Origin of the sequence: Leifsonia sp. SIMBA_070 (assembly GCF_046534635.1) — a bacterium.
Taxonomy (GTDB): Bacteria; Actinomycetota; Actinomycetes; order Actinomycetales; family Microbacteriaceae; genus Leifsonia.
This window is the reverse complement of sequence record NZ_JAWRYK010000001.1, coordinates 1,910,579-1,931,636: the sequence shown is the minus strand read 5'-3', so window position 1 is coordinate 1,931,636 and position 21,058 is coordinate 1,910,579. Positions and strand designations below refer to the sequence as shown.

Annotated in this window: 19 protein-coding genes; 7 read left to right on the top strand and 12 right to left on the bottom strand. The window is 70.1% G+C overall.

The genetic code is table 11. The features are described 5' to 3' along the window. Positions 1-24 precede the first annotated feature (24 nt). The 3 genes from SB754_RS09095 to glnA form a co-directional block, all read right to left on the bottom strand. Positions 25-1,266, bottom strand: coding sequence for an RNA polymerase sigma factor (locus SB754_RS09095; RefSeq protein WP_410782001.1), 1,242 nt, complete (start codon positions 1,264-1,266; stop codon positions 25-27). Positions 1,267-1,291: 25 nt separating this feature from the next. Next, positions 1,292-1,720, bottom strand: a complete 429-nt coding sequence (locus SB754_RS09090) for a YciI family protein (RefSeq protein ID WP_410782000.1) — start codon at positions 1,718-1,720, stop codon at positions 1,292-1,294. Between the two features lie 172 nt (positions 1,721-1,892). Then, positions 1,893-3,317 carry a type I glutamate--ammonia ligase gene (glnA, locus tag SB754_RS09085; protein WP_410781999.1) on the bottom strand — a complete coding sequence of 475 codons (1,425 nt, stop codon included), beginning with the start codon at positions 3,315-3,317 and terminating at the stop codon, positions 1,893-1,895. Positions 3,318-3,477: 160 nt separating this feature from the next. On the opposite strand from glnA, the gene SB754_RS09080 reads away from it, so the two are divergent. Beyond that, positions 3,478-3,900, top strand: coding sequence for an RDD family protein (locus SB754_RS09080; RefSeq protein WP_410781998.1), 423 nt, complete (start codon positions 3,478-3,480; stop codon positions 3,898-3,900). A 90-nt stretch (positions 3,901-3,990) separates the two neighbouring features. Here SB754_RS09080 and SB754_RS09075 read toward each other — a convergent pair whose 3' ends face one another. The 3 genes from SB754_RS09075 to lipB form a co-directional block, all read right to left on the bottom strand. After that, positions 3,991-4,686 (bottom strand): DUF4191 domain-containing protein, encoded by a 696-nt coding sequence (locus tag SB754_RS09075; RefSeq protein ID WP_410781997.1) that lies wholly within the window; start codon positions 4,684-4,686, stop codon positions 3,991-3,993. 62 nt (positions 4,687-4,748) lie between these two features. After that, complete coding sequence (gene lipA, locus SB754_RS09070) at positions 4,749-5,738, bottom strand: lipoyl synthase (RefSeq protein WP_410781996.1); 990 nt, start codon at positions 5,736-5,738, stop codon at positions 4,749-4,751. After that, positions 5,735-6,394 (bottom strand): lipoyl(octanoyl) transferase LipB, encoded by a 660-nt coding sequence (gene lipB / locus SB754_RS09065; protein WP_410781995.1) that lies wholly within the window; start codon positions 6,392-6,394, stop codon positions 5,735-5,737. Before lipB ends, lipA begins: the two co-directional genes overlap by 4 nt. A gap of 115 nt (positions 6,395-6,509) precedes the next feature. Between lipB and SB754_RS09060 the strand changes: the two genes are divergently transcribed. Next, positions 6,510-8,087, top strand: coding sequence for a hypothetical protein (locus SB754_RS09060; RefSeq protein ID WP_410781994.1), 1,578 nt, complete (start codon positions 6,510-6,512; stop codon positions 8,085-8,087). A gap of 5 nt (positions 8,088-8,092) precedes the next feature. Here SB754_RS09060 and sucB read toward each other — a convergent pair whose 3' ends face one another. The 3 genes from sucB to SB754_RS09045 form a co-directional block, all read right to left on the bottom strand. Further along, positions 8,093-9,607, bottom strand: a complete 1,515-nt coding sequence (sucB, locus tag SB754_RS09055; RefSeq protein ID WP_410781993.1) for a 2-oxoglutarate dehydrogenase, E2 component, dihydrolipoamide succinyltransferase — start codon at positions 9,605-9,607, stop codon at positions 8,093-8,095. Positions 9,608-9,685: 78 nt separating this feature from the next. After that, positions 9,686-11,059, bottom strand: a complete 1,374-nt coding sequence (gene lpdA, locus SB754_RS09050; protein WP_410781992.1) for a dihydrolipoyl dehydrogenase — start codon at positions 11,057-11,059, stop codon at positions 9,686-9,688. A gap of 103 nt (positions 11,060-11,162) precedes the next feature. After that, a complete protein-coding gene (locus tag SB754_RS09045) occupies positions 11,163-12,665 on the bottom strand; it encodes a leucyl aminopeptidase (protein WP_410781991.1) in 1,503 nt (500 codons plus the stop codon). A gap of 92 nt (positions 12,666-12,757) precedes the next feature. Between SB754_RS09045 and SB754_RS09040 the strand changes: the two genes are divergently transcribed. From SB754_RS09040 to SB754_RS09020, 5 genes are all read left to right on the top strand, one after another. Next, complete coding sequence (locus tag SB754_RS09040) at positions 12,758-13,687, top strand: proteasome assembly chaperone family protein (protein ID WP_410781990.1); 930 nt, start codon at positions 12,758-12,760, stop codon at positions 13,685-13,687. A gap of 97 nt (positions 13,688-13,784) precedes the next feature. Further along, positions 13,785-15,116: an MFS transporter gene (locus SB754_RS09035; protein WP_410781989.1), complete on the top strand. Its 1,332-nt coding sequence runs from the start codon at positions 13,785-13,787 to the stop codon at positions 15,114-15,116. A gap of 238 nt (positions 15,117-15,354) precedes the next feature. Continuing rightward, positions 15,355-16,704: an RNA polymerase sigma factor gene (locus SB754_RS09030; RefSeq protein ID WP_410781988.1), complete on the top strand. Its 1,350-nt coding sequence runs from the start codon at positions 15,355-15,357 to the stop codon at positions 16,702-16,704. A gap of 4 nt (positions 16,705-16,708) precedes the next feature. After that, on the top strand, positions 16,709-17,983 hold the full coding sequence (locus SB754_RS09025) for a MurT ligase domain-containing protein (protein ID WP_410781987.1): 1,275 nt from the start codon (positions 16,709-16,711) through the stop codon (positions 17,981-17,983). Then, a complete protein-coding gene (locus SB754_RS09020) occupies positions 17,980-18,696 on the top strand; it encodes a type 1 glutamine amidotransferase (protein ID WP_410781986.1) in 717 nt (238 codons plus the stop codon). Before SB754_RS09025 ends, SB754_RS09020 begins: the two co-directional genes overlap by 4 nt. A 92-nt stretch (positions 18,697-18,788) precedes the next feature. On the opposite strand, the gene SB754_RS09015 is transcribed toward SB754_RS09020, so the two are convergent. From SB754_RS09015 to SB754_RS09005, 3 genes are all read right to left on the bottom strand, one after another. Next, complete coding sequence (locus SB754_RS09015) at positions 18,789-19,871, bottom strand: alanine racemase (RefSeq protein ID WP_410781985.1); 1,083 nt, start codon at positions 19,869-19,871, stop codon at positions 18,789-18,791. Between the two features lie 10 nt (positions 19,872-19,881). Next, positions 19,882-20,571, bottom strand: a complete 690-nt coding sequence (locus tag SB754_RS09010) for an alanine racemase C-terminal domain-containing protein (RefSeq protein WP_410781984.1) — start codon at positions 20,569-20,571, stop codon at positions 19,882-19,884. 67 nt (positions 20,572-20,638) lie between these two features. Next, positions 20,639-20,875: a hypothetical protein gene (locus tag SB754_RS09005; protein WP_121261337.1), complete on the bottom strand. Its 237-nt coding sequence runs from the start codon at positions 20,873-20,875 to the stop codon at positions 20,639-20,641. Positions 20,876-21,058: the final 183 nt, after the last annotated feature.

Genomic DNA, 21,058 nt, shown 5'->3' with positions numbered 1-21,058 from the left:
CGTGTACTCGACGGTGGGGGGCGGTCAGGCGTGGGGGGTGCGGAGGCGGGCTGCCTTCGCGAGGAGGACGTCGCGCTCGCGCTCATTGGCGGTGAGGCGGGCGGCCGCGGTGAGCTCTGCCACCGCCTCGTCGGTGCGGCCGAGCTGGGCGAGCAGCTCGCCGCGGACACTCGGGAGGAGGTGCGACCCGCGGAGGGTGCCCTGGGCCGCCAGGTCGTCGGCGATCCGCAGCGCGTTGGCGGGTCCGGTCGCCATCGATACCGCCGCCGCCCGGTTCAGCTCCACCACCGGGCTGGGTGCGATCCGCCCGAGGGCCTCGTACAGCACCACGATGCGGTCCCAGTCGGTCTCGGCTGCGCTCGGTGCGACCGCGTGGCACTCCGCGATCGCCGCCTGGAGGGCGTACGGGCCTCGGCCACGGCCCAGGCTGTCGCACCGCGCCAGCGCTGCCCGACCGCGGGTGATCTGCGCCCGGTCCCACCGGGTGCGATCCTGCTCCGTGAGCAGCACCGGCGTGCCATCGGGACGGGTGCGGGCGGGGAAACGCGCGGCCTGCAGCTCCATGAGCGCGACGAGGCCGTGCGCCTCCGGCTCCCGCGGCAGCAGGGCGGCGACCATGCGGCCCAACCGCAGGGCCTCGTTCGCCAGGTCCGCACGCATCCACTCGCGTCCGCTGGTCGCTGCATACCCCTCGGTGAAGACGAGGTAGACGACACCGAGCACACCGGCCAGCCGCTCCTTCCACTCCGACGGCTCGGGGGAGGCGAAGGGGATGCGCGCCTCGGCGATCGTCTTCTTCGCCCGCACGATCCTCTGCTGCACCGTGGCGACCGGGACGAAGTACATCCGCGCGATCTCCGCGGTGCTGAGCCCCGCCACGATGCGCAGGGTCAGTGCGACCTGCCCCTCCCGCGACAGCGCAGGATGGCACGCGGTGAAGACGAGACGCAGCACATCATCGTCGATCGGCTCCCAGCGATCGTCGGCCGCCTCGTCGAGCGTCGCCGCGATCGCCCGGTAGCGATCGTCGAGCCGCTCGCGCCGCCGCCAGTGGTCGATCGCCCGGCGCTTGCCGACCGCTGTCAGCCAGCCGCCCGGGTTCTCGGGCACGCCATCCCTCGGCCACTGCTTCAGCGCCTCGACGAGAGCCTCCTGGGCGAGATCCTCGGCGAGGCCGACGTCGCCGGTCAGCTTCGCCAGAGTCGCGACGACGCGCGCTCCGTCGATGCGCCAGACGGCGTCGACCCGTGCCGGGATCCCGTTCATAGGGCGCAGACCTCGGTGGCCGCGCTCAGGCCTTGTCGGCGGCCGCGCGCCACTCGGCCTCCTTCTGGATGTACTCGTTGTCGGCGAAGGCGGCGAAGTCGCTCTCGTCGGTCACCCGCCGCACCTCCAGCTTCGAGCCGGGGCCGAGCGGGCAGCGGCTCGCCCACTCCGCGGCCTCCTCCTTCGAGCTCACCTCGAGGATCCAGAAGCCGTTGAACAGCTCGTGCGTCTCGCCGTAGGGGCCGTCGGTGATTGCGGGCGGCGTCGTCGAGAAGTCGACGACGAAGCCGGTCGTGGCGACGTCGTCCGCGAGCCCGTCACCGGCCAGCAGTACGCCCGCTGAGATCAGTTGCTCGTTGTACTGGCCCATCTTGGTGATGACTTCGTTGAAGTCCATCTCCTCGTAGGCCGCCTTGGCGGTGTCGTCCGAGCGCATGATCAGCATGTACTTCATGGGTGTCTCCCTCAGTCGCGGGGTGCTTCTCTCGCACCTTCCTACCATCGTGTCGAACGGCGGACGAAAAGGTCGACAGGCTCTCGAAAAGATTTCTGGAGCGTTCACGAAAAAGCGGAAGGGCCGCATCCCGAGTGGGGATGCGGCCCTTCCGTGGGTGCGCGGACGCGGCTCAGACGCCGTAGTACAGCTCGTACTCGAACGGGTGCGGACGCTGCGCGAGCGGCTTGATCTCCTTCTCGCGCTTGTACTCGATCCACGTCTCGATCAGCTCGGGGGAGAAGACGCCACCCGCGGTGAGGAAGTCGTGGTCGGCCTCGAGCGCGTCGAGGGCCTCGCCGAGCGACGCCGGCACCTGCGGGATGTTGCGGGCCTCCTCCGGCGGGAGCTCGTACAGGTCCTTATCGACGGGCTCGTGCGGCTCGATGCGGTTCTTGATGCCGTCGAGGCCCGCCATGAGCTGGGCGGCGAACGCGAGGTACGGGTTTCCGGAGGCGTCGGGCGCGCGGAACTCGATGCGCTTCGCCTTCGGGTTGCTGCCCGTGATCGGGATGCGGATCGACGCCGAGCGGTTGCCTGCCGAGTACACCAGGTTGACCGGGGCCTCGAAGCCGGGGACCAGGCGGTGGAACGAGTTCACGGTCGGGTTGGTGAACGCCAGGACCGCCGGGGCGTGCTTCAGCAGGCCGCCGATGTACCAGCGGGCGATGTCGGAGAGCCCGCCGTAGCCCGCCTCGTCGTAGAACAGCGGCTTGCCGTCGTTCCAGAGCGACTGGTGAGTGTGCATGCCCGAGCCGTTGTCGCCGAACAGCGGCTTCGGCATGAAGGTCGCGGTCTTGCCCCACTCGTTGGCGGTGTTCTTGACGATGTACTTGAACTTCAGGATGTCGTCGGCCGCGTGCACCATCGTGTCGAAGCGGTAGTTGATCTCGGCCTGGCCGCCGGTGCCCACCTCGTGGTGCGCGCGCTCCAGGATGAGGCCGGCGTCGATCAGCTTCAGCGAGATGTCGTCGCGCAGGTCGGCCTGCTTGTCGACGGGGCTGACGGGGAAGTAGCCGCCCTTGTACGGGGTCTTGTTTCCCAGGTTGCCGCCCTCTTCGACGCGGCCCGAGTTCCAGGCGCCCTCCTCCGAGTCCACGGAGTAGAAGCTCGAGTTCTGCTTCACCTCGTAGCGGACGTCGTCGAAGATGTAGAACTCCGCCTCCGGGGCGAAGAACGCGGTGTCGGCGATGCCGGTGGAGGCGAGGTACTTCTCCGCCTTCTTGGCGACCTGGCGCGGGTCCTTGGCGTAGATCTCGCCGTTGCGCGGGTTGTAGATGTCGAACACCATGATCAGCGTGCGCTCGGCACGGAACGGGTCGATGTACGCGGTCGACACGTCCGGGATGAGCTGCATGTCGGACTCGTGGATCGACGCGAATCCGCGGATCGAGGAGCCGTCGAACAGCTGGCCGACGGAGAAGAACTCCTCGTCGACGGTTGCGGCGGGGATGTTGAAGTGCTGCTGGACACCGGGAAGGTCGGTGAAGCGGATATCAAGGAACTTGACGTCGGTGTCCTTGATGAACTTGAGCACCTCGGAAGAATCACGGAACATTCGGACGACTCCCAATGGCTTTGCGGGTGACCGGACTGCGCATGCAGCCCACCCGTCAACGGTAGGGGGAGGCCGTTTCCCCGGGGTGACGCAAATGTTTCCGGCATGTTACGTGTACCCCCGGCCGGGATGCCCAGGCGGCGCTCGGTAGACTCGGCGGGTGCCGCAGAACTCCGCTGGTCGCCCCGGCGACATCGCCCCCAGCCGCTACCCGGGCGAGCGCCTCGGGCTCCCGGAGGCGGGTCCGCGGTCGGTGGGGCGCGTCGGGCGCCGCATCGGGGCGATCGCCGTGGACTGGGCGATCGCGTCGTTCCTGTCGTTCGCGTTCTTCCGCTACGACTCCTGGGCGACGATCGGCCTGTTCGCGCTGCTGCAGATCGTCTTCATCCCGACCATCGGCGGCAGCATCGGCCACCGCGTCTTCGGAATGCGCGTGGTCGCCCTCCAGGGAGGGTGGGTCGGCGTGTGGCGCCCGATCGTCCGGACGCTGCTGCTCTGCATCGCCATCCCGGCGCTGGTCTGGGACTCCGACCAGCGCGGCTTCCACGACAAGATCGCCGGAACCGTCCTCATCCGCGCCTGACGAACCACCGTCGAGTACACGAAATCTGCACGGATTCGGCTGAATTCCGTGCAGTTTTCGTGTACTCGATGGAGGTCGGAGGACCCGGGGTCAGCGGGCGCGCTGCGCCCGGACCTTCATTGGGTCGATGCCCTTCGGGATGGGCATCTGGTTCTCCATGGACTGGAGGCGGTTGCTGATCGCCAGCACCTCGGCCTTGGTGAGGGTCGGCTTGATCTTCGCCAGCGTGCGCGGCACCTTGTGCAGCGCCACCGAGTCGGCGTCCGGGCCGACGCTGATGATCGTCACGGGGACGTTGGGGAGCACGCGGTTGACCTTGCGCCGCTCCTCGTCGACCATGCGCTTGGTGCGTGTGATCGGCCCTTCGCTGATCAGCACCACACCGCCGCGGCCCGTCGCCCGGTAGACCGCATCCTGAGTCTTTCCGTTGACTGCCACCGGCATCTCGGACCCGCGCCAGCTGCGCTTCAGCGAGGAGCGCAGGACGGCGCCCACCGCGCCCGGCTGGCCTTCGATCTGCGAGTAGGCGGCGCGCTCCGCTCGGCGGCCGAGGATGATCAGTGCGATCAGCACGCCGGCGAGGACGCCCGCGAGGATCCACAGCACCATGGTGAAGACGTTGCCTCCGGAGAGGAACACCGCGACCACCACGCCGAGGATAATCGGCAGGACAGCCCCGAGGGCGATGTAGAGCACCGCGCGGTCGTCGTACCGGCGGGTCATCTGGAACACCTGCCACATCTGCTTCAGACGGCCGGGCTCCTTGGTGGACTTGTCCTTTGCCATAGCACCAAGGATACCGGCTCGGCGGTGTTCCAGACGACCCGTTCGCTGCCGGGAGAGCGGTATCAGGAGACGGCTTGCGCGAAGCCGAGGGAGGCGTCCGCGAGATGCCGCAGTTCGTCTGGCACCGGCCGTCCCTTCGCCTGCATCGACTGCGCCCAGAGGCGCCCCGCACGGTAGGACGAGCGCACCAGAGGTCCGGCGAGAACGCCGAGGAAGCCGATCTCCTCCGCCTCCTGCTTCAGCTCGACGAACTCGTCGGGGTGCACCCACCGAGCCACCGGCAGGTGCCGCGGGCTCGGCCGAAGGTACTGCGTGATCGTGATGATGTCCGTCCCGGCGTCGTGCAGATCCCGGAGGGCCGTGCTGACCTCCTGACGCTCCTCGCCCATGCCCAAAATGAGGTTGGACTTCGTGATCAGCCCGGCGTTGCGGCCCTGAGTCAGGACATCCAGCGAGCGTTCGTACCGGAAGGCCGGGCGGATGCGCTTGAAGATCCGCGGAACGGTCTCGACGTTGTGCGCGAAGACCTCCGGACGGGCCGAGAAGACCTCTCCGAGGTACTCGGGATTTCCCGAGAAGTCGGGCACCAGGATCTCCACGCCGGTGCCGGGGGACTGGCGGTGGATCTCGCGGATGGTCTCGGCGTAGAGCCAGGAGCCCTCGTCCTCCAGGTCGTCACGGGCGACACCCGTGACGGTCGCGTACCGGAGACCCATGCGCTGGACCGACTCGGCCACACGGCGCGGCTCGTCACGGTCGAACTCGGCCGGCTTGCCCGTGTCGATCTGGCAGAAGTCGCACCGGCGGGTGCACTGGGAGCCGCCGATCAGGAAGGTCGCCTCGCGGTCCTCCCAGCACTCGTAGATGTTGGGGCAGCCGGCCTCCTGGCAGACGGTGTGCAGGTCCTCGGACTTCACCAGGCTCTGCAGCTGGCGGTACTCGGGTCCCATCTTCGCCTTCGTCTTGATCCACTCGGGCTTGCGCTCGATCGGCGTCTGGGCGTTGCGGACCTCGAGGCGCAGCATCCTGCGCCCCTCGGGCACGGCGCTCACGCGATGACCTCCGCGGCGGTGAACTCCAGATCGAAGGCGTCCATCACGAGTGGCGCGACGTCCTGCGGCGTCACGGTTCGTCCGAGCACGCGGGAGATCGTGGTGACGCCGGCATCCCGGATGCCGCAGGCGACGATCCGCTCGTAGGCGTCGAGGTCGTTGGAGCAGTTGAGGGCGAAGCCGTGCATGGTGACGCCCTCGGCCACGCGGATGCCGATGGCGGCGATCTTCTCGTCGCGCTCCGCTCCCGGATTGTGCTCCGGACGCATCCACACCCCGGATCGGCCCTCGATCTGGACGCCGGTGACGCCCAGGCGCGCGAGCACGTCGATCAGCACCCGTTCGAGGGCGCGGACGTAGCTCACGACGTCGATGGGGTCGTGGAGACGGAGGATCGGGTACCCCACGAGCTGCCCCGGCCCGTGCCAGGTGATCTTTCCGCCCCGGTCCACGTCGACGACGGGGGTTCCGTCGCTCGGGCGTTCGTCCGGAGCAGTGCGCTTCCCAGCCGTGTACACGGGGGAGTGCTCGAGGAGGATGACGGTATCGGGCGCCCGGCCTGCGACGACAGCGGCGTGCAGGGCACGCTGCTGGTGAAGGGCCTCGAGATACGGCACGGAGTTGGCGCTTAGCCCCGTGACGTCATACGTGGTCACCCGCTCAGTCTATGCACGTGCGGACGGAGTCGTTCACACGGCGCGTCGTCGGGGACTTCTGCACGGATTTTCGGGCCGGGGCGGTCGAGCGGTGGGTTCGGGATGGGATGGACGGGTGAACCGAACCAGTCAGCCGTCCCGCTCCAGGGCATCCCGCTCCACCGCATCCCGCTCGCAGGCCCTCACCCTCGTCGAGTTGAGGCGCGCCGCCTCCGCGCTGGCGCGCGACGAAGGGTGGAGGACAGAGCCGATGGCGGAATCGTCCCGAGCGGTTGAGGCCCCTCCCGAGGTGCGTCTCGTCGTTCGCGGAGCGGGCCTTCCCGGGACTCTCTCGCTGCGCGTGCGGGAGCGTCCGCCCGGATCGAACGGGCAGGAGATCACTGCTCGGCGTGCTGCCGAGTCGGAGCATGTGATCGGAGTCGTTCGGGAGTTGCCGTGCCATCCGGTGCGGGGGAGGGAGGTCGAAGGCGTCCTGCTGCAGCACTCGGGCGGCGGTGAGCTGCACGCGCTGCTCGACCGTGAATCCGGTCTTCGCGGTGGTGAGGCCGTCACAGTGCTGCTGGGCGTCGCCGCCGGTGTCGCTGCGCTGCATCGGAGCGGATGGGCCGGCCCGGACCTCTCCGTCGATGGTGTGGTGTTCGCCCGCGACGGCTGCCCGGCCCTCGACGGGATGGACGACGTCCGTCCCTTCGGGCCCGACGCCGCCATCGCCGACGCGGAGGCGTTCCATTCTCTTGCGCGGGTGGTGTGTCTCCGGGTGAGCGACGGCTCGGGCATGCTGCTGCTCTCGGCAGTGGAGTCGGGACTGCGGCGAGGGCGCTGGCCGGCCGTCGAGGAGGCGGTGCTCGCCGCCGTTCCGCCGGAGCCCGTCGACGTCGGGCTCGTGGCGGAACCGGATCAGGATGCGGGGCTCGCCCGTGGACCGGCCCTGCGGCGCCCGCCGGGCGGCCGAGGCGCCGCGAGGGCGGGGAGGCTGCTCGAGTTACTGGACGGCGAGCCGGTGCGTGAGCTGACCCGTCGGCTGGTGGGCTGGGCTCGTCGTCGCCCGGCGCTCGTCGTGGCGGCGCTCGTGCCCGCGGGGGTGGGGTTGGCGATCGTCGCGCTCCTGCCCGCGGCGCCGGCGGAGCGCGCAGCCGCGGCGCCCGCGGGTCCGACCGCTTCGTCGCATCCGCCGCGTTCCAGCGCTGCGTCGCCGTCCGCGGCTGGGCTGCCGACCGGCGCTGAGTTGCCGACCGGCGCTGGGTCGCCGTCCACGGCTGCGCCGTCGGCTGGCGCTGCGTCGCCGACCGGCGCTGGGTCGCCGTCTGCGGCTGCGCCGGCAGCGACCTCACGGCAGGACGGTGCTCGGCCGGGGGAGGAGCTCGGTTCGGACGACCCGGTCGACGCCGCTCGGGCGGTGCTCGACGCCCGGTATGCGTGCTTCGCCGTGCGACCCGTGCTCCCCGCTTGCCTGAGCCGCCTGCTGGACGGTGATGCGGCCCTGATGGATGAGGAGGCGGCCGCGACGGGGAGCGCAACAGCAGCACAGGCACGCGACTACAGGGGGGCGGCGCTCAGTCTCGTCGAGCGCTGGGGCGACGCCGCGCTGGTGAGCGTGGTGCCGGACACCGCCCGCACCCCGCACAGCGAACCGGCCTCGCTCCTGCTGGTGAGGAGCGAGGCCGGCTGGCGATTACGGGCGGTGTACCCGTGAGGGGGTCAGATTCCGAGGTTGGCCTCGAAGTTGCCACCCTCGAGGCGGTTCTTCACCGCGACCAGGAAGCGGGCCGCGTCGGCGCCGTCCACGATGCGGTGATCGTACGAGAGCGCCAGGTAGACGGTCGAGCGGATCGCGATCGAATCCGTACCGTCGGCCGAGATGACGACCGGCTTCTTGGTGACGATGCCCGTGCCCAGGATCGCGACCTGCGGGAGGAAGACGAGCGGGGTGTCGAACAGGGCGCCGCGCGAACCGGTGTTCGTCAGCGTGAAGGTGCCACCGGCGAGCTCGTCCGGCTTGAGGCGGTTGTCGCGGGTCCGCTGCGCCAGGTCGGCGATCTCGGTCGCGAGGCTCGCGATGTCGAGGTCCGACGCGTTGCGCACCACCGGGGTGAGGAGGCCGCGCTCGGTGTCCACGGCGATCGAGATGTTCTCGTGGTCCGGGTAGACGATGCTGTCGCCGTCGACCGTCGCGTTGATGACGGGGTACGTCTTCAGCGCCTCGGCGGCGGCCAGGGCGAAGAACGGCAGGAAGGAGAGCTTCGTGCCCGTCTTGGCGAGGAAGTCGCCCTTCACGCGGTCGCGGAAGGCGGCGACCTTGGTCACGTCGACCTCGACGACGCTCGTGAGCTGCGCGCTCGACTGCATCGAGACGACGGCACGCTCGGCGACCACCTTGCGGAGGCGCGACATCGGCTGCGTGGTCCCGCGGAGGGGCGACACCTCCGGAGCCGGAGCGGCAGCCGTCGTGGCGCCGGACTCGGACAGAGCGGGAGCGGCGGCCTGGAGGATGTCCTCCTTGCGGATCCGCCCGCCGACACCGGTGCCGGTGACGGTCGACAGGTCGACGCCCTGCTCGTTCGCGAGCTTGCGGACGATCGGCGTGACGTAGCCGGCGTTGCCGGCGTGAGCGCCCGAGGAGGCCGGAGCCTGCGCGGCCGGGGCCTGCTGAGCGGGAGCCTGCTGAGCCGGCGCGGCCTGCGGGGCCGGTGCTGCGGGAGCAGCAGGGGCGGGAGCGGCAGGAGCCGGTGCGGCCTCCTGAGCCGTCGCGGCGGGAGCCGGAGCGGCCTGCGGGGCCGGGGCGGCCTCCTGAGCGGGGGCGGCAGGAGCGGGAGCAGCCTCCTGAGCCGCGGCAGGCGCAGCCTCAGCGGGCGCGGCCTCGGCGGGAGCAGCCTCAGCCGGAGCAGCCTGCTCGGCGGGCGCGGCCTCGGCGGGAGCAGCCTCCGCCGGTGCGGCCTCAGCGGCCGGCGCGGCCGGTGCCTCGGCGCCGGCGCCGGAACCGTCGCCGATGGTCACGAGCGCAGTGCCGACCTCGACCGTCTCGTCCTCCTGCACCAGGATCGCCTCGATGACGCCGGCGATCGGCGACGGGATCTCGGTGTCGACCTTGTCGGTCGAGACTTCGAGCAGGGGCTCGTCCACCTCGACACGGTCGCCAACGTTCTTCAGCCAGCGGGTGACCGTGCCTTCCGTGACGCTCTCGCCGAGCGCCGGGAGGCTGACGGATTCGCTCATGAGCTTTTCTCCTTCAAACCTGATCGTTCAGTAGCTTATTGCAGCCGGGTCCGCGCGCGGCGGACCCGGCTGATGGTCCTAGAGCGTGTGCAGCGGCTTGCCCGAGAGGTACAGGAAGGCCTCGCCGAGCGACTCGTTCTGCGTGGGGTGCGCGTGGATGAGCGGAGCGATGTCCTCCGGGTACGCCTCCCAGTTCACGGCCAGCTGCGCCTCGCCGATCAGCTCGCCGACGCGGCCGCCGATCATGTGCACGCCCAGGATGGGGCCGTCGTTCAGGCGGACGACCTTCACGCTTCCGTTGGTGCCGATGATCTCGCTGCGGGCGTTGCCGGCCAGGCTGTAGTCGTAGCTGGACACGCTGTCGGCGCCGTACTTCTCGGCGGCCTTGGCCTCGGTGAGGCCGATGGAGGCCACCTCCGGGTCGCAGTAGGTCACCTTGGGGATGTTGACGTCGGGGATGACGATCGGGTTGAGACCCGCGATCTCCTCCGCGACGAAGATGCCCTGCTGGAAGCCGCGGTGCGCGAGCTGCAGGCCGGGGACGATGTCGCCGACGGCGTAGACGCCCGGGATGTTGGTGTGCAGGCGCTCGTCGGTGATGACGAAGCCGCGATCCATGGTGACGCCGACCTCGTCGAAGCCGAGACCCTGGGTCAGCGGGCCGCGGCCGACGGCCACGAGCAGCAGGTCGGCCTCGACGGTGTCGCCGTTCTCGAGGGTGACGACGACGCCGTTCTCGTCCTGGGTGACGCCCTGGAAGCGGATGCCCAGGCGGTAGTCGATGCCACGGCGGCGGAACGCGCGCTCCAGCGACTTGCTGATCGACTCGTCCTCGTTCGGGACCAGGTGGGGGAGGGCCTCGATGATCGTGACCTCGGAGCCGAAGGACTTCCAGACGCTGGCGAACTCGACGCCGATCACGCCGCCGCCGAGCACCGCGACTTTCTTCGGGACGAAGTCGAGCTCGAGGGCCTGCTCGCTGGTGATGACCCGGCCGCCGATCTCGAGACCGGGAAGCGACCGCGAGTAGGAGCCGGTGGCGAGGATGATGTTCTTGCCGACGATCGTGTCGTCGCCGACCTGCACGGTGGTGGGGGAGGTCAGACGACCCTCGCCCTCGATGACCGTGATGCCGCGGGCCTTCACGAGGCCCTGGAGGCCCTTGTACTTCTTGGCGACGATTCCCTGGCGGTACTCGGTCACACCGTTGATGTCGATGCCCTGCAGCTGCGTGACGATGCCGTACTTCGACGACTCGCGCGAGTAGTCGGCGACCTCTGCCGCGTGGAGCAGCGCCTTCGTCGGGACGCAGCCGCGGTGCAAGCAGGTGCCGCCGACCTTGTCCTTCTCGATCATGCCGACGGTGAAACCGAGCTCGGCCGCACGCAGCGCTGCTGCGTAGCCTCCACTCCCACCGCCGAGCACCACAATGTCAAAGTTCTGCTCAGACACCCAGCTACTCCCTCGCGCATCAGATCATGTGACACGAAGCCGCCCAGAGATGATGGCTCCGGGGGCGCGTTGATGGGCGGGATTTCCCGCCCATACGACCCTACTACCTCCCGGAAAAGCTCTCGGCCAGACGGATGAGCGCCCTTACGCTGACGGCGGACGGTCCCTTGCCGGTGAACCCGTATGGGGCAGCGGGGCTCTTCGCGGGGCCGGCGATGTCGAGGTGTGCCCACGGGATGCGCGGAGCGTCGTCCTCGTCGCCGGTGCGCCCGACGAACTCCTGCAGGAAGACTCCCGCGAGCAGGGCGCCGCCCGCGGTGTTGCCCGGGTTGGCGTTGGCGATGTCCGCGACGTCGGAGTTGATGGTGGCTCGCAGCTCGCCCGGCAGCGGCATCGGCCAGAGCAGCTCGCCGGTCGCCTTGGCCGCATCGAGCACGTCGTCGACCAGATCGTCGGAGCCCATGACGGCGGCGTAGCGGGTGCCCAGCGCGACCATGGCGGCGCCGGTCAGAGTGGCGACGTCGACGATCGCGTCGGGACGCTCCTCGCTCGCTGCGACCAGGCCGTCGGCGAGCACGAGGCGCCCCTCGGCGTCGGTGTTCAGCACCTCCACGGTGCGGCCCCCACGGATGCGCAGCACGTCGTTCGGGCGGATCGCCGACCCCGACGGCATGTTCTCGGCAAGGCACAGCCAGGCGGTGACCCGCACGGGCAGGGCGAGCCGGGCGGCGGCCAGCGCCACGGCCAGCACGGTGGCCGCGCCGGTCATGTCGTACTTCATGCCGACCATCCCCGTCGGCGGCTTGAGCGACAGTCCGCCCGAGTCGAACGTGATGCCCTTGCCGACCAGGGCGACATGCCGCGACGCGCCCTCCGGTGCGTAGGTGACCTTGACGAGCCGTGGAGGACGCGTGGAGCCCTGCCCGACGCCGAGGATGCCGCCGAAGCCGTCAGCGGCGAGCCGCTCTTCGTCCCAGACGTCGACCGCGACGGGCAGGTCGGCGGCGGCCGAGCGGGCACGCTCCGCGAACGTCTCGGGGTAGAGGTCGAGCGGAGGCATGTTGACCAGGTCCTTCACCAGCGCCGCGGCCTCCGCCACGGCGACGGCGCGCGAGACGAGCGCGTCCGCATCCGCGTCCACGTCCCCCTCGACGTCCGCTGCGACGACCTCGATCGAAGCCACCGGATCCTTGGCGGCCGCTCTGCTCTTCTCGCGGTACTCGGTGAAGGCGTACGCGCCGAGGGCGGCGCCCTCCAGCACAGCACCCAGCTCGCCGGCCGTTCCGACGGGCAGGTCCAGCACGACGGCCGTCGTGCCGGCCAGCTGCCGCACCGCGCTTCCCGCGGCGTAACGAAGCGCGTCCTCGCCGCCCTCCGGGAGCCCGATCACGGCGAGGGAGGGCCCGTCGCCGCTTCCAGGCAGCCGCACCAGCTCGTCCTTGCCGCCGGAGAAACCCACCTCGTGCAGTTGCCGACCGAGCTCCTCGCGCCGCGACCCGGACAGGACGGACACGGTGTCCCGAGAGATGCGGGCGGCCACCACGACGACGTCGGCGGTGGTCGCTGGGGCGGTGGAAGTGGTCACGGTCAGCGCTGGAACGGTCATGACTCGACCCTAACGCGGGTGTTCGCTGTGGGCGTTCCCGCAGCGGGCCGTCGGCCGGGCTCGGTCGGCGGGGTCCGCTCTAGAGTTGGAGTATGCGTGACCCCGGCGAACTGTACGAGCTCGATCCGGCACCGGAGGTGCCCGAGGGACTGCCGCTGGTGGCGGGCCTGACCGGCTTCGCCGACGCCGGCTCCGGCGTGAGCCAGCTCGGCACCTATCTGCTCGGCACCCTCGACAACCAGGTGGTCGCGACCTTCGACGCGGACATCCTGCTCGACTACCGCGCCCGGCGCCCCATCATCTACTTCGACCAGGATCACCTGACCGACTACCAGCCGGCGACGCTCAAGCTGTACCTCGCGTACGACGAGCTGCGCCAGCCGTTCCTCCTGCTCTCCGGGTTCGAACCGGACTTCCGCTGGGAGGCCTTCACGGAGGCCGTCCTCGGCCTGATCGACCGCTACAAGGTGAAGAGCATCACCTGGGTGCACTCCATCCCGATGCCGGTCCCGCACACCCGCCCGATCGGGGTGACCGTGAGCGGCAACCGCACGGAGCTGATCGACTCGATGTCGATCTGGAAGCCCCACACCCAGGTGCCGGCCAACGCCCTGCACCTCTTGGAGTACCGCCTCCAGAAGCTGGAGTACCCGATCGCCGGGTTCATCCTGCTCATCCCGCACTACCTCGCCGACACGGAGTACCCCGCTGCGGCGGTGGCGGCCCTCGATTCGATCAGCGCGGCCACCGGGCTCATCTTCCCGACCGACCGGCTACGGCAGGAGGACCGCGACTTCATCGCCAACATCGACGAGCAGGTCGCCGGCAACCCGGAGCTCGGCCGGCTGGTGGGCACGCTGGAGGAGCGGCACGACTCCTATATGGAGGACACGCAGCTGCGCTCGCCGCTGACCGACAGCGACGGAGAGCTCCCGAGCGCCGACGAGATCGCGGCCGAACTGGAGAACTTCCTCGCGTTCCGCCGTCACGGCGACGAGGAGAACGGGCGCGGCGACCGCTGACCGGCGAGCGCTGACCGGCGAGCGCTGAGCGCACAGCGGCCGCGCGCGCGGCCTGCCGCGGCTGGGGCGGCCTCCGGGTCGGGCGTAGGATCGTGCGGTGAATTCGCGTCGCTCCTGGGTCGTCTACGGGATCGGCGTATTCGCCTACCTGATCGCGGTGATGCAGCGCACGACGATCGGCGTCGCCGGGGTCGCGGCGACCGACCGCTTCCACGTCTCCGCGTCCATCCTCTCCACCCTGGCGGTCGTGCAGCTCATCGTCTACGCGGGCATGCAGGTCCCGGTCGGCGTGCTGATCGACCGGATCGGCTCGCGGGTGCTGATGCTGGTCGGCACCGCGCTGATGGTCGTCGGCCAGGTCGCCGTGGCGCTGGCGCCGAGCATCGCCATCGCGATCGTGGGCCGCATCCTCGTCGGCGCGGGTGACGCCACCGTCTTCACCTCGCTGATGCGGCTCGTGAACTCCTGGTTCCGCGGCCGGATCGTGCCGCAGCTCTCGCAGTGGATCGGCAACGTGGGCCAGCTCGGCCAGGTGCTGTCTGCCGTGCCGTTCGCGCTCCTCCTGCACCTGTCGGGGTGGACGGTCGCGTTCCTGTCGGCTGCTGCCCTCTCCGTCGTAGCACTCATCGGAATCGCGGTGGCGGTCTCCGACCGACCGGTCGGCGCGAGCGAGGGCCCGCGCCCGGCGACCTGGGCCGACTCGCTCCGGCAGCTGCGGATCAGCCTGGCCCGCCCGGGGACGCAGCTCGGCTTCTGGTCGCATTTCGTGACCCAGTCCTCCGGCACCGTGTTCAGCCTGATGTGGGGCATCCCGTTCCTGGTCTTCGCCATCGGGATCGAGCCGGCCGAAGCCTCCGCCCTCCTCACCGTGCTCGTGGGCGCCGGGCTGATCTCCGGCCCCATCCTGGGCATCCTGACCGCGCGATTCCCGATGCGGCGCAGCAACCTGGTGCTCGGCATCGTCGCGCTGATGGCCGCCGCGTGGACGCTGGTGCTGCTCTGGCCGGGGGAGCCGCCGCTCTGGACGGTCATCGTCCTCATCGCGGCGATCGGGATCGGCGGCCCCGGCTCGCTGATCGGCTTCGACTTCGCGCGCACCTTCAACCCGCTGCACAGCCTCGGATCGGCGAACGGCATCGTCAACGTCGGCGGCTTCCTCGCCAGCTTCGTGATGATGTTCCTGATCGGGGTCTCGCTCGACGTCCAGGCGCACGGTTCGGACGCCGACGCACAGCTCTACCAGCTGGATCACTTCCGCTGGGCGTTCGCCATCCAGTACGTGATCGTCGGCGTCGGCGTGGGCTTCCTGGTGCGGGCGAGGAGGCGCACACGGCGCCGTCTGCTGGAGGAAGAGGGAATAGAAGTGGCCCCTCTGTGGGTTGCACTTGTCGGAGCGTGGAGAAGGCGCGGCGGAGACGAAGCGTTGTAGCGGGCGTGGGGGATGCCGAGCGGATCCATCAGAACTGGCCGAACTGGTCGGGGGAACGCGTGGAACGTGCAATAATTGACGTCTGGACCCGTTCATGTCCCGGGGCTGGAGCATTCGACGATGCCCGGCGCCTCATCCCGGACTTGACATGGGTCTTAGTAGTGTCCGCACGCAAACCCTGAGCCAGGCTCGGCCGTCAGGATCCCGGCCCTCTCCGCTTGGTATGAAAGGTGTTCACATGGCAACCCGTGCAGCAACGAAGACCCGCGAAGCGGAGGTCGAGGTCGACACGACCACGATCGTCGCAGCGGACGAGACGGCGAAGCCCGCAGCCAAGAAGGCGGGCGTGAAGAAGACGGCGGCGAAGGCCCCGGCCAAGGCGACGACTGCGAAGAAGCAGGGCGCCTCCACCAAGGGCAAGGCCGGCGCAGACGACGACGAGCTCACCGACGACGCCGAGGTCGAGATCGACGAGGAGGAGGTCGTGGCTGCGGCCGACGACACCGAGACCGACGAGGCCGAGACGGAAGACGCGGACGCTGACGACAGCGACGCCGACGACAAGACCCCGACGGCTGCCATCCCGGCCGTCGAGATCCCGCTGCCGACCGACGCGCTCGTTCTGCGCGCCGTCGACGAAGAGGACGACATCCCGGTCTACTCGACCACCATCACCGGTGCGACGGCCGACCCGGTCAAGGACTACCTGAAGCAGATCGGCAAGGTCCCGCTGCTGAACGCGGCCGAAGAGGTCGAGCTCGCCATGCGCATCGAGGCCGGTCTGTTCGCGGAGGACAAGCTCGCGAACACGCCCAACCTCACCAAGGAGCTGGAGCGCGAGCTGAAGTGGGTCGCCCGCGACGGTCAGCGCGCCAAGAGCCACCTGCTCGGCGCCAACCTGCGCCTCGTGGTCAGCCTGGCCAAGCGCTACACCGGCCGCGGCATGCAGTTCCTCGACCTGATCCAGGAGGGCAACCTGGGCCTCATCCGTGCCGTCGAGAAGTTCGACTACACGAAGGGCTTCAAGTTCTCCACCTACGCCACCTGGTGGATCCGTCAGGCGATCACCCGCGCCATGGCCGACCAGGCCCGCACCATCCGCATCCCGGTGCACATGGTCGAGGTCATCAACAAGCTGGCCCGCGTGCAGCGCCAGATGCTGCAGGACCTGGGCCGCGAGCCCACCCCCGAGGAGCTGTCGAAGGAACTCGACATGACCCCGGAGAAGGTCATCGAGGTGCAGAAGTACGGCCGTGAGCCCATCTCGCTGCACACCCCTCTCGGCGAGGACGGCGACAGCGAGTTCGGCGACCTGATCGAGGACACCGAGGCGGTCGTGCCGGCCGACGCGGTGGGCTTCACCATGCTGCAGAAGCAGCTGGAGAGCCTCCTCGACTCGCTCTCCGAGCGCGAGGCCGGCGTCATCCGCATGCGCTTCGGCCTCGGCGACGGGATGCCGAAGACGCTCGACCAGATCGGCGACACCTTCGGTGTGACGCGCGAGCGCATCCGCCAGATCGAGTCGAAGACGATGGCGAAGCTGCGTCACCCGTCGCGTTCGCAGTCGCTGCGCGACTACCTCGAGTAAGCCGGTGCGCTACCGACTGGCGGTCCTCGCCGGCCGCCTCGCCCGCTGGCTTCTGCGCCTGCGGGGAGGCGGCTCCGCGGTCCCCGGCCGTGTCGCCCTGGCCATCGCCCCGAAGTTCTTGGAGCGCGCGGTCAGCCGGCTTCCGCTCGGCGTCGTCTTCGTCTCCGGCTCCAACGGCAAATCGACGACCACCAACATGCTCACCGCGATCCTGCGGGAGCACGGGCTGGAGGTCTTCACCAACCCGTCGGGCGGAAACCTGCCCCAGGGCATCGCGTCCGCGCTGCTCGCGGACGTCCCGCTCGACGGCTACGTCCGCGGCGATGTCGGCGTGATCGAGGTGGACGAGGCCTACGGCGTCGACCTGGCGCGCGTGCTGAAGCCCCGCGGCTCTCTGCTGCTCAACGTGCAGATCGACCAGCTCAACCGGTTCTACGAGCCGACCCGGGTCATCGGGATGCTGCGCTCGATCGCTGAGGGCTCCTCCGACTTCGTCGTGGTGAACGCCGACGACGACAGCCTCGCCCGCGTGGGCGCCGAGCTGAGCGCGCAGGGCGGCGACGTCAGTACGTTCGCCGTCGCGCCCTCCCTCATCGAGGCGTCCCCGAACGGCCTGGCGAACGTCAAGGACCTGGCCGGGCGGGCCGAGGGCAGCCTCCCCATCCCGTCGGTCTTCGTCAGCAAGCTCGAGGTGCAGAGCGCCCAGCTCACCATCGGCGGCGAGAGCCTCCGCATCGGCCTGCCCGCGCGCGGTCTGCACTACGCCGTGGATGCGGCGGGCGCGACGGCGATGGCCCGGCGACTGCTGGGCGACCGGTTCGAGGCGAACCGGGTGGTGGCGGCCATGGCGGCCCTGCGCACCGTCTACGGCCGCGGCGAGACGCTGAAGGTCCGCGATGAGGACGTCGAGATCATCATGATGAAGAACCCGCCGAGCCTGCAGCTCAACCTGGACTATCTGGCGGAGTCGCCGGAGCAGGTGTTCGTAGCGGTCGACGAGGGCACGCCCGATCCGTCCTGGGTGTACGACATCGACCTCTCCAAGCTCAGCCACGTGGATGTCGTCTCCGGCACGAAGGCGTGGCAGTTCGCGACCCGCTTCGCCTACGCCGGGATCGACGTGGACCAGGTGGTCCCGGAGCTGAAGCCGGCGCTGCAGGCGTTCCTGGCCCTCCCCAAGCCGTCGCGCGGAACAAAGACCATGATCGTGAACTACGAGCAGATGATGCTCATCCGCAAGCAGCTCGGCTTCCTCGACCTGGAGGGCGGAGAGCGATGACCGTCCTGCGCATCCTGCACCTCTATCCGGCCGAGCTCGGCATCAACGGCGACGCGGGCAACGTGCTGGCGCTGGCCGAGCGCGCCCGCTGGCGCGGCATCGACGTGGACGTCGTCGCCCACGCGGTCGGCGACGACCTGCCCGCGAGCGCCGATATCGTGCACATCGGATCCGGGCCGCTCTCGGCCCAGCGCGCCGTCCACGACGACGTGCTGCGCATCGCGTCGCGGCTGCGCGACTGGCGCGACGCCGGGGTGCCGTTCCTCGCCATTGCGGGCGGCTGGCAGCTGCTCGGCGCGGAGCTGGAGACGCCGGAGGGTGAGGTGCTGGCGGGCGCTGCCGTGTTTCCGACGCGGGCCGCGCTGGGCTCGGCTCGCCACGTCGGTGAGATCGTGGTCCGGCTGGCCGACGGGAGCACGATCGCCGGGTTCGAGAACCACTCCGCCCGGACGGTCCTCGACGGCGCCGAGCCGCTGGGCCGCGTGGTCAGCGGGATCGGCAACGGCGATCAGACGGAGGGCGTGGTTGTCGGGTCGTCGATCGGCACCCACCTGCACGGTCCCATCCTCCCGATGAACCCTGCGCTGGCCGACCGCCTGCTCGGCACCGCTCTGCGCGGCGAGCCGGCGCCCGTCCCGCAGACCGAGCGCGTCGACCGCTACGCGACGAACGCGCGCCGCGCGATCGCCGATCGCCTCAACGTCTCCCTCTGACCGTCCCGCTCCCGTCCGTCCGTCGCGCTCCCGTCCGTCCCGCGAGTGGTGAGTCGTTGCTCCTATCCACGTCGAGTGGTGAGGAGATGTCGCTACTCGACGTTGACGTAGACGCGGGGGACTCGGGCGGCGACGCCGGTGACCATCTCGTCGGCGATCGTCTCGGCCCAGTCGGCATACTTCTCGGCGGTGGGTTCACCGTCCGTGCCGGGGCCGAACAGAATGGCGGTGTCGCCGACCTCCACGCGGTGCGGTCCGGCATCCACCAGCATGCTGTTCGCGAAGACGTCGATGACGGGGCACCGGCGGCCGCCCAGCTGGACGGACGTCTTGGCGATGCCGAGGGTGGGGACGCCGTCGCCGTAGCCGATCCCGAGCCGGGCGTGCGTGGTGCCGCCGACGTGGACCTCGGTGACAGGAGCCTCCAGCCGCATCACCGGGATGAGGCCGAGCTCCGCACCGGTGGAGTCGTCGAAGGGCGAGAAGCCGTAGGCGGCGATGCCGAAGCGGACGAACGAGAACCGGGCTTCCGGCATCCGGATGCCCGCGGAACTGGCGGCGAGGTGGAGCGCCTCGAACCGTGCGCCGAGCGCCTCCGCCTCCGCAACGGCCTCGCGGAACTCGGCCAGCGCCGCCTCGTCGTCGGCCATCGAGGCGTCCGCGAGATGCGACCAGGCGGCGCGGATGCGGACGACGCCGTTCCGCTCGAGGTCGAGCGCGGCCTGCACCAGTCCGGGCCACTCCTCGCGGGTGGCGCCGTTGCGGCTCAGTCCGGTGTCGACCTTGAGGTGCACGACCGCCGAGCGGTCGGCGCCCGCTGCGGCGATGGCCTCCAGCTGCCAGCGCGCCGAGATGCCGAGCTCGATGTCGGCCTCGATGCCGGCGCGCCAGTCGGTGTCACGCCCGTGCAGCCAGGCGAGCAGCGGGACGGTGATGCCGGCGCTCCGCAGGACGAGGCCCGCCGGGATCTCCAGCACAGCGAGGGAGGTCGCACCGGCGGCGAGTCCCGCTTCGGCGACGGGCAGGAGGCCGTGGCCGTAGGCGTCCGCTTTGACGGCCAGCATGGTCTCGGCCGGGGCGATCAGATCGGTGAGGTGCGCGACGTTGTGCCGCAGCGCGGTCAGGTCGATCACCGCGCGGGGGAGCGGCTCGGCGACGGCGTCCACGATGGTCATGCGGGCGTCCTCACGGGTAAGTCCTCTCGATGCGGCGGCCGAGGCGGCTGGTGATGACCGGCGCGGCGACGCGGAGGGCGTCGGCCCAGTCGAGCACGGTCGGCTCGCCGAGCGCGGGGTCGCCGAAGAGCACGACAGGATCGCCAGGCTGGGCTCCCGGATCGCCGACGTCGACGACGAACTGGTCCATGGCGATTCGGCCGGTGATCCGCCCGACGGTGTCCCCGACCTTCACGGGGGCCTTGTTGGACGCCACCCGGAGGATGCCGTCGGCGTAGCCGAGCGCGACCAGCACCAGGGTGGTGGGGCGGGAGGTGCGGTACGTGTAGCCGTAAGAGACGCCCCGGTCGGCAGGGACCTGCTTCACGGCGATGACCTCGCCCTCCAGGCGCATCGCCGGCGGCGTGGGGCGTGCGGGGTCGAGGCCGAAGAGTTCGGGACCGAGAAGGGTGCGCCCGGGTTCTGCCGCTCCGACCTCCAGGCGCACGGGCCAGGCCTCGTCGGCGATGGCCGCAGCGTCTTCGACCCGGGAGACGAGAAAACCGCCGACCCCCGCATCCGTCAGCGCACGTGCCACGGGGATGAGCCCGTGGCCGTACGCGTCGGCGCGGAGATCGGCGGTGCAGTCGGGGAGCGGCGAAGCGGTGGAGGCTGCCGTCAGGCGGATGGTGTCGAGGTCGATGTGAGCGCGTCGGCGCACGCCTCTGCTGGGCACACCTGTACTGGTCGCCATCCTCCGGTCAGCCCCGCGCTTCGCGAGCTGCGCGTTACGCGCGCTGCTCTTCGAAGAGACGGGCGGTCTCGTCGTGCCAGCTGTGGGCGATCTGGGAGAGCTTCTCCTGGTGCTTCTTGCCGTGGTGAGCGCAGAACAGCAGCTCGCCGTTGTTCACGACGACCCGGATGTACGCCTGGGCTCCGCAGCTGTCGCAACGATCCGCGGCCGTCAGTTGCGGCCCCGATGCGAGCTCGTCAACGGCCCCGTTCTCCGAGGTTACTGTCGACATGTGATGCTCCTTCCGTCGCAACCGGACTCGGTACGTCTATAGAACCACGGATACCCGGCAAGTCGTGGCGTATCGCCTGCTATTTCGCTCAACGCGTAGCCTCCCGGCCCGACGGGTGTCGTGACGTATGGTTCGCCGTCGGCCACGTACGCTGGGAGAGCACGCGCGCCCGCGGGATGGGCG

Excerpts from the sequence above, each read along its gene's own strand:
- SB754_RS09045 (WP_410781991.1), bottom strand. The coding sequence starts at position 12,665 with ATGACCGTTCCAGCGCTGACCGTGACCACTTCCACCGCCCCAGCGACC.
- SB754_RS09020 (WP_410781986.1), top strand. The coding sequence starts at position 17,980 with ATGACCGTCCTGCGCATCCTGCACCTCTATCCGGCCGAGCTCGGCATC.
- SB754_RS09015 (WP_410781985.1), bottom strand. The coding sequence starts at position 19,871 with ATGACCATCGTGGACGCCGTCGCCGAGCCGCTCCCCCGCGCGGTGATC.
- SB754_RS09075 (WP_410781997.1), bottom strand. The coding sequence starts at position 4,686 with ATGGCAAAGGACAAGTCCACCAAGGAGCCCGGCCGTCTGAAGCAGATG.
- SB754_RS09030 (WP_410781988.1), top strand. The coding sequence starts at position 15,355 with ATGGCAACCCGTGCAGCAACGAAGACCCGCGAAGCGGAGGTCGAGGTC.
- SB754_RS09005 (WP_121261337.1), bottom strand. The coding sequence starts at position 20,875 with ATGTCGACAGTAACCTCGGAGAACGGGGCCGTTGACGAGCTCGCATCG.
- SB754_RS09095 (WP_410782001.1), bottom strand. The coding sequence starts at position 1,266 with ATGAACGGGATCCCGGCACGGGTCGACGCCGTCTGGCGCATCGACGGA.
- glnA (WP_410781999.1), bottom strand. The coding sequence starts at position 3,317 with ATGTTCCGTGATTCTTCCGAGGTGCTCAAGTTCATCAAGGACACCGAC.
- SB754_RS09090 (WP_410782000.1), bottom strand. The coding sequence starts at position 1,720 with ATGAAGTACATGCTGATCATGCGCTCGGACGACACCGCCAAGGCGGCC.
- SB754_RS09040 (WP_410781990.1), top strand. The coding sequence starts at position 12,758 with ATGCGTGACCCCGGCGAACTGTACGAGCTCGATCCGGCACCGGAGGTG.
- sucB (WP_410781993.1), bottom strand. The coding sequence starts at position 9,607 with ATGAGCGAATCCGTCAGCCTCCCGGCGCTCGGCGAGAGCGTCACGGAA.